Source organism: Methanobrevibacter curvatus (genome assembly GCF_001639295.1).
In the GTDB taxonomy this organism is placed as follows: Archaea; Methanobacteriota; Methanobacteria; order Methanobacteriales; family Methanobacteriaceae; genus Methanoflexus; species Methanoflexus curvatus.
In genome coordinates this window covers 1-4931 of sequence record NZ_LWMV01000031.1, presented here as the reverse complement: position 1 = coordinate 4931, position 4931 = coordinate 1, and the positions used below count along the sequence as shown (strand labels likewise).

The 4931-nt window shown below is 23.7% G+C and carries 5 protein-coding genes; all 5 read right to left on the bottom strand.

Features of this window, described 5'->3' with window-relative positions:
* Positions 1–305 precede the first annotated feature (305 nt).
* Complete coding sequence (locus tag MBCUR_RS01030; protein WP_067089133.1) at positions 306–1394, bottom strand: metallophosphoesterase; 1089 nt, start codon at positions 1392–1394, stop codon at positions 306–308.
* A 575-nt stretch (positions 1395–1969) separates the two neighbouring features.
* Complete coding sequence (locus MBCUR_RS01025; RefSeq protein ID WP_067089130.1) at positions 1970–2452, bottom strand: hypothetical protein; 483 nt, start codon at positions 2450–2452, stop codon at positions 1970–1972.
* Positions 2453–2847: 395 nt separating this feature from the next.
* Positions 2848–3324 carry a hypothetical protein gene (locus tag MBCUR_RS01020; protein ID WP_067089128.1) on the bottom strand — a complete coding sequence of 159 codons (477 nt, stop codon included), beginning with the start codon at positions 3322–3324 and terminating at the stop codon, positions 2848–2850.
* A 250-nt stretch (positions 3325–3574) separates the two neighbouring features.
* Complete coding sequence (locus MBCUR_RS01015) at positions 3575–4036, bottom strand: hypothetical protein (RefSeq protein ID WP_067089125.1); 462 nt, start codon at positions 4034–4036, stop codon at positions 3575–3577.
* Between the two features lie 245 nt (positions 4037–4281).
* Positions 4282–4931: right-handed parallel beta-helix repeat-containing protein (locus tag MBCUR_RS01010; protein WP_211265112.1), on the bottom strand; the 650-nt coding region annotated here is incomplete at its 5' end.

The following is a 4931-nucleotide window of genomic DNA, read 5'->3' as shown; positions in this document are numbered from 1 at the left end:
ATATATATGTATTTTAAATATATAAACTTAGTGAAAATTCAATAAATTTATAGTGTTATATATGTCTTTAATAGTATATAAATATAATTACTTTTTGTTAGAAAAAGATTTCATTTTTAAAGTTTTTATATTGATAACTCTATAGCCAAATAAATATTAAAAAATAAAATGGAAAAAATTTTATAGGAAAATAATTTAAAAAAATATTTTAAAATAATATTATAAAATAATATTATAAAAAAATCTTATAAAAAATAATTATAAAAAATGTTAAAATGAATCATACACATTTAAATTGTTGGTTATTAATTACTAATCTTTTTAAGTTTTAATAAAAGTATTTCTGAGTTAGTTCCCCATCTAATAGGTGATTGAAATGTTCCAACACCATCACTAACAACTAAATATTTATTGTTATCTTTAAAAACACCTCTAACATACTTAAACATTCCTCTAATTAAGAATTTTATTGGATAAAATTGTCCTCCATGAGTATGACCCGAAAGTTGAATGTCTACACCCATATTTTTAAATTCCTCCCAATTTGTTGGAAAATGATTGATAACAATGTTAAGTTCATCAGGATTTATCCTTGAAAAATCCTCACTATTTTTTATTGAAACTCCTGGCTTTAAAACAGAAGCCATAAAAAAACCATGAATTGATAAGGATTTAAAACTTATTTTATCATTTAATAAAACCTTAAGTCCTGCAAACTCAGCTGCTTTAATGACGTTTTCAATACCAGGATAATAATCATGGTTACCTGGAGTAAATATTATGGGAATATTAGATTCTTTTAAATATGAAAAGTCATCAATAGCTATTGGACAAGAACCATCAGCCAAATCTCCAGATAAAATAGCTAAATCTGCTTCAACAGAATTGATTTTAGATGCAATATTTCTTAATAGCTTCCCTCTGTTAACAGAACCAATATGAACATCAGAAAAATGAAGAATAGAAATTTCTTCTTCCAGATTTTCAATAAATAGCTCATGTTCATTTATTTTAATTGTGTGTGCTTTAATATATCCATAAATAGCTATTATTGGAATTATAAAAATATAAATAGCTAACAAATAATCTACAGGAATAGCAATAAACATTAAAGTTAAATAAATAATTGCAGATAAAATCAAATACATCATTGAAAACCAAATCAAAAACTGAGAAAGTAAAACAAAAAAACGAGTAATTCCTCGAGATCTATCATGTTCTAAGGTTGAAGAAATAGAAATTAACAAAGAGATAATGAACATGATTATAAATAAAGCAACTAGATTGTTTATAATATCTGTAAATAAATTTAATCCTAAAAATGACACAAAAAATAGAATTAAAGCAAATAAAACACTTTGAAAAACAATTGATAGTAATAATTTAAAATTCATGATTTTTAGTTTATCCATTCTGTGTTATAATATTTTTGAAAATTTTCATAAAAAAAAGAGGGTTCTCAACAAAAGCTTATTCACCAAATAGAAATAAGACTGTGGTAGGTCAAGATGATTACATAATTTTTACAATTTTGTTTTAATTTATATGTAATTTATGTATGGTTTTGAAGTTGGAATTATCTGCAGTAAATTATTTTGCTTTTAAAACATTTTTAGAGAGGTAGAGTTAAAATATAAATCATTTATCTATTTTATCTATGATGTCTCATAACTCAAAATTTCAAAATTTAGGTAATTTAAAACTGATTTTAAATTGTTTTTAAATTGTTTTTAAATTGATTAAATTAATTATAACTATTAAATATAATTTTATTTAGTAAAATAATAGCCAATAAAATATTAATTTATATTTAAATAATGATTTATTGATTAAATCGATTTTAAAGAGATTAACTTTCTCATGAAATTAATTGTGGGACATCTTCAGCTACTAAAAAATATTTAAAGATAAAAATTATTAAAAACAGATAGAGATTAATAATAAATTATCCTCAAAAAATTTACTAATTTTATCCGCCTAAATCTATTTCACCTGTAGCATCACTTACACGAAATTCGCCTAAAGGCATATTGTCTTTTTTAGAGTACATCTCAAATTTCCAGTATAAATCACCTTTATCATACATATAACCTTTATATTTCACATAAGTTTTCATATAAGGACCAGAATCACTGCCTTTAAATGAGTCTGCTATACTATATGCTTTAGAATATGATAATTTAGAATTTTTAGGAATATTTTTAGGCTGATTTTTTTTCACATGGCTGTTGGAACTCTTAATATTTCCAGTAGGGCTTGTTTCGTTTGTAGAATTATTCGTATTATTTTCAGTCTCATTAATATCACTATTATTAACACTGTTTGTATTATTAACTTTAGAGCTATTTTCAACAGTGTCTTGTCCATTATCTAAACTAATATAAATAAGGCTAACAGAAGATATTATTAAAATAGTTGCAATGCCAATGTAAATTAAATTTCTTAATTTCAACTTAATCACTTCTTCAGTTTAACATTTGTTTTTGAATTTAAAGAAAATATATTATAGTGCAACCAAATTTTTGGGACAAAAGTTGTCAACCACATATAGATAAACTGTAAAAATTAGTGCAAAAAATTAAGTTTCTGACTATAATAACAGCAGATACAAAATAAATTTTATTGCCAATCCATTATTATCCCCTATACTAAAAACATTCATTAGTTTATTATTTTTCTTAGAATAAAAATTAAAATTCAAGTGTAATACACTATAATTATAGTCATAACCTTCAGATCTTTTTTAGCTATATTATATGATTAATTATATGTTAATTTAGATTTTTTAGGAATAATGGATTTTTTGTCTTTTTTTATATTTTTATTCTGTTCCATTATGAATATTATTCATATCATAACTGGCAGCCCTGATGCATCATTTACCATAAATGCACCAAGGCATTCATTATTTTTTTTAGAATAAACACTGAAGTCCCAAAACAAATCATTTGATGGACCAAAATAATAATAAGTATTATATTTTATGTAAACCTTTACATTTGGGTCTTCTGTAAATTTAGATTTTTGAGCAAATTTGGATGCAATTTTAAATACTTGTAGATATGTTAATTTGGAATTTTTAGGAAAATTTCTTGTAGAACTTTTTGGATTATGTCCATTGGTTTCTATTTTAGTGTTGTTGCTTAAATTATCTTTGTTAGAATTGTTGTTTGAACTGATTGAATTGTTTGCTAAATCTGAATTATTTGCTAAATTTGATGTGTTTTCTAAATTTGAAGTATTGTTTGAGTAGGTATTAATTGCTCCAAAGCAAATTATTATTAAAACAATTATAATAGATGCATATATTAAAGTTTTTTTCATTACAATCACCTTTTTACATTTTTAATATCCAGGGCTCGAATTTTACCTGAATTTGAAACAGAATAAAATGCACTCTGATCATTATCATTGCTAATGAGTTTCCATGAGTGACTATCATATTTATAATATAGGTGAATAGTATCTAGCCAAGCCCATTTGTTTAAGGATTCTATATTATAACTAAATTAATTTTCAGCTACATTTAATTGATTTTCATTAGATGTATAAAAATAGAAAAGACCAATTTGAATTATATGAATCCTTCTCCAGTATTATCATCTATAAAAAATCCATCAACCCATTTATTAGTTTTTTTATCTCTAACTTCAAAATACCAAGATTTTTTCCCATAAACCGTTTCAAAACCTCCAAATTTTGGATAGACATCCATATCAGTATTTTTAAAAGCATGCTTTGTAGCTTTTTTTGCATAATTCATAGCTTCAGTATAGGATAATTTATAGTCCTTTGGAATTTTAATTCCTTTATTATTGTTTACTTTAGATGTCGAATTTGTTTTAATATTTTCTTTTGTATTAACATTACTACTGTTATTAACAATATTATTTAAATCGCTATTATTAGAAGTTATGTTGTTAGTTAGGTTATTAATCTCTGAATTATTCTGATCACTAAAATAAAGTCCTAAAGAAATAAATGCTACTAAAATTACAGCTAATATCCCTAATATAATCAAATATCTGTTTTCCATAAATATCACCTATTGTTGAAATTTTCAGTATGTTTGCCATTATTATGTGGTTTTTGGCTTATCTTGTAATTTTTTGCTCTAGTAACATATTTTTTAGTTTTAGAATTTTATTCAATAGGAAAATGAGAGATTTAGATTTTGTCAAGTTATATTCATAGTCAAAATCTCTAGTCAATTAATGATTATAGTTCATCGAATTTTTTCATGACATCAAATAATTGAATTTCCTATGAAAACCATTTAAATTAATTTTTATTGCCAGATAGTTTATTTTTAATTCCTGTAATACATAGTCTATGTGCATTGTTTTTGCTTATTTTATTTTTAGAAATTGTATTTCTATCACCATTAACCTTAATTCCTCGACTTTTTGCAGAGTTTTTTGAAATTAAGTTCCTATCACCATTTATTTTAATACCATGGAGTTTATTGTTGTTTACTATGTTACTTAATATTGTGTTTTTGTTTCCAAAAATTCTAATGCCTTCATATTTGTTGTTGTTGGCTTTGTTTTTTAATATTAAGTTTTGATGGCCGTAGATGTATATGCCTAAGTGTTTTGATTTAATATTATTGTACTGTATATTATTTTTCATACCAGTCACAACAATACCATCTTTTTTACTAGTGATTATATTTTTTTTGATTGAATTTCCATCTCCTTTAATATAAATGCCATATTGATTAGTATTTAATTTGTTGTAATATATTTTGTTGTTATCTCCGTAGCCATAGATTCCATATTTAGTTTTAGAAACTGTATTTTTATAGACATAATTGTAATCTGATTTCAGTAATATGCCTTTAGCATTGGATCCACCAGCTATACTGTTATGTTTAATGGTATTTGTATCACGAGAAATCAAAATACCTGTATTTATAGGATTATAAATCT

Coding starts and splice junctions, on each gene's coding strand:
- MBCUR_RS01015 (WP_067089125.1), bottom strand. CDS start 4,036: ATGGAAAACAGATATTTGATTATATTAGGGATATTAGCTGTAATTTTA.
- MBCUR_RS01020 (WP_067089128.1), bottom strand. CDS start 3,324: ATGAAAAAAACTTTAATATATGCATCTATTATAATTGTTTTAATAATA.
- MBCUR_RS01030 (WP_067089133.1), bottom strand. CDS start 1,394: ATGAATTTTAAATTATTACTATCAATTGTTTTTCAAAGTGTTTTATTT.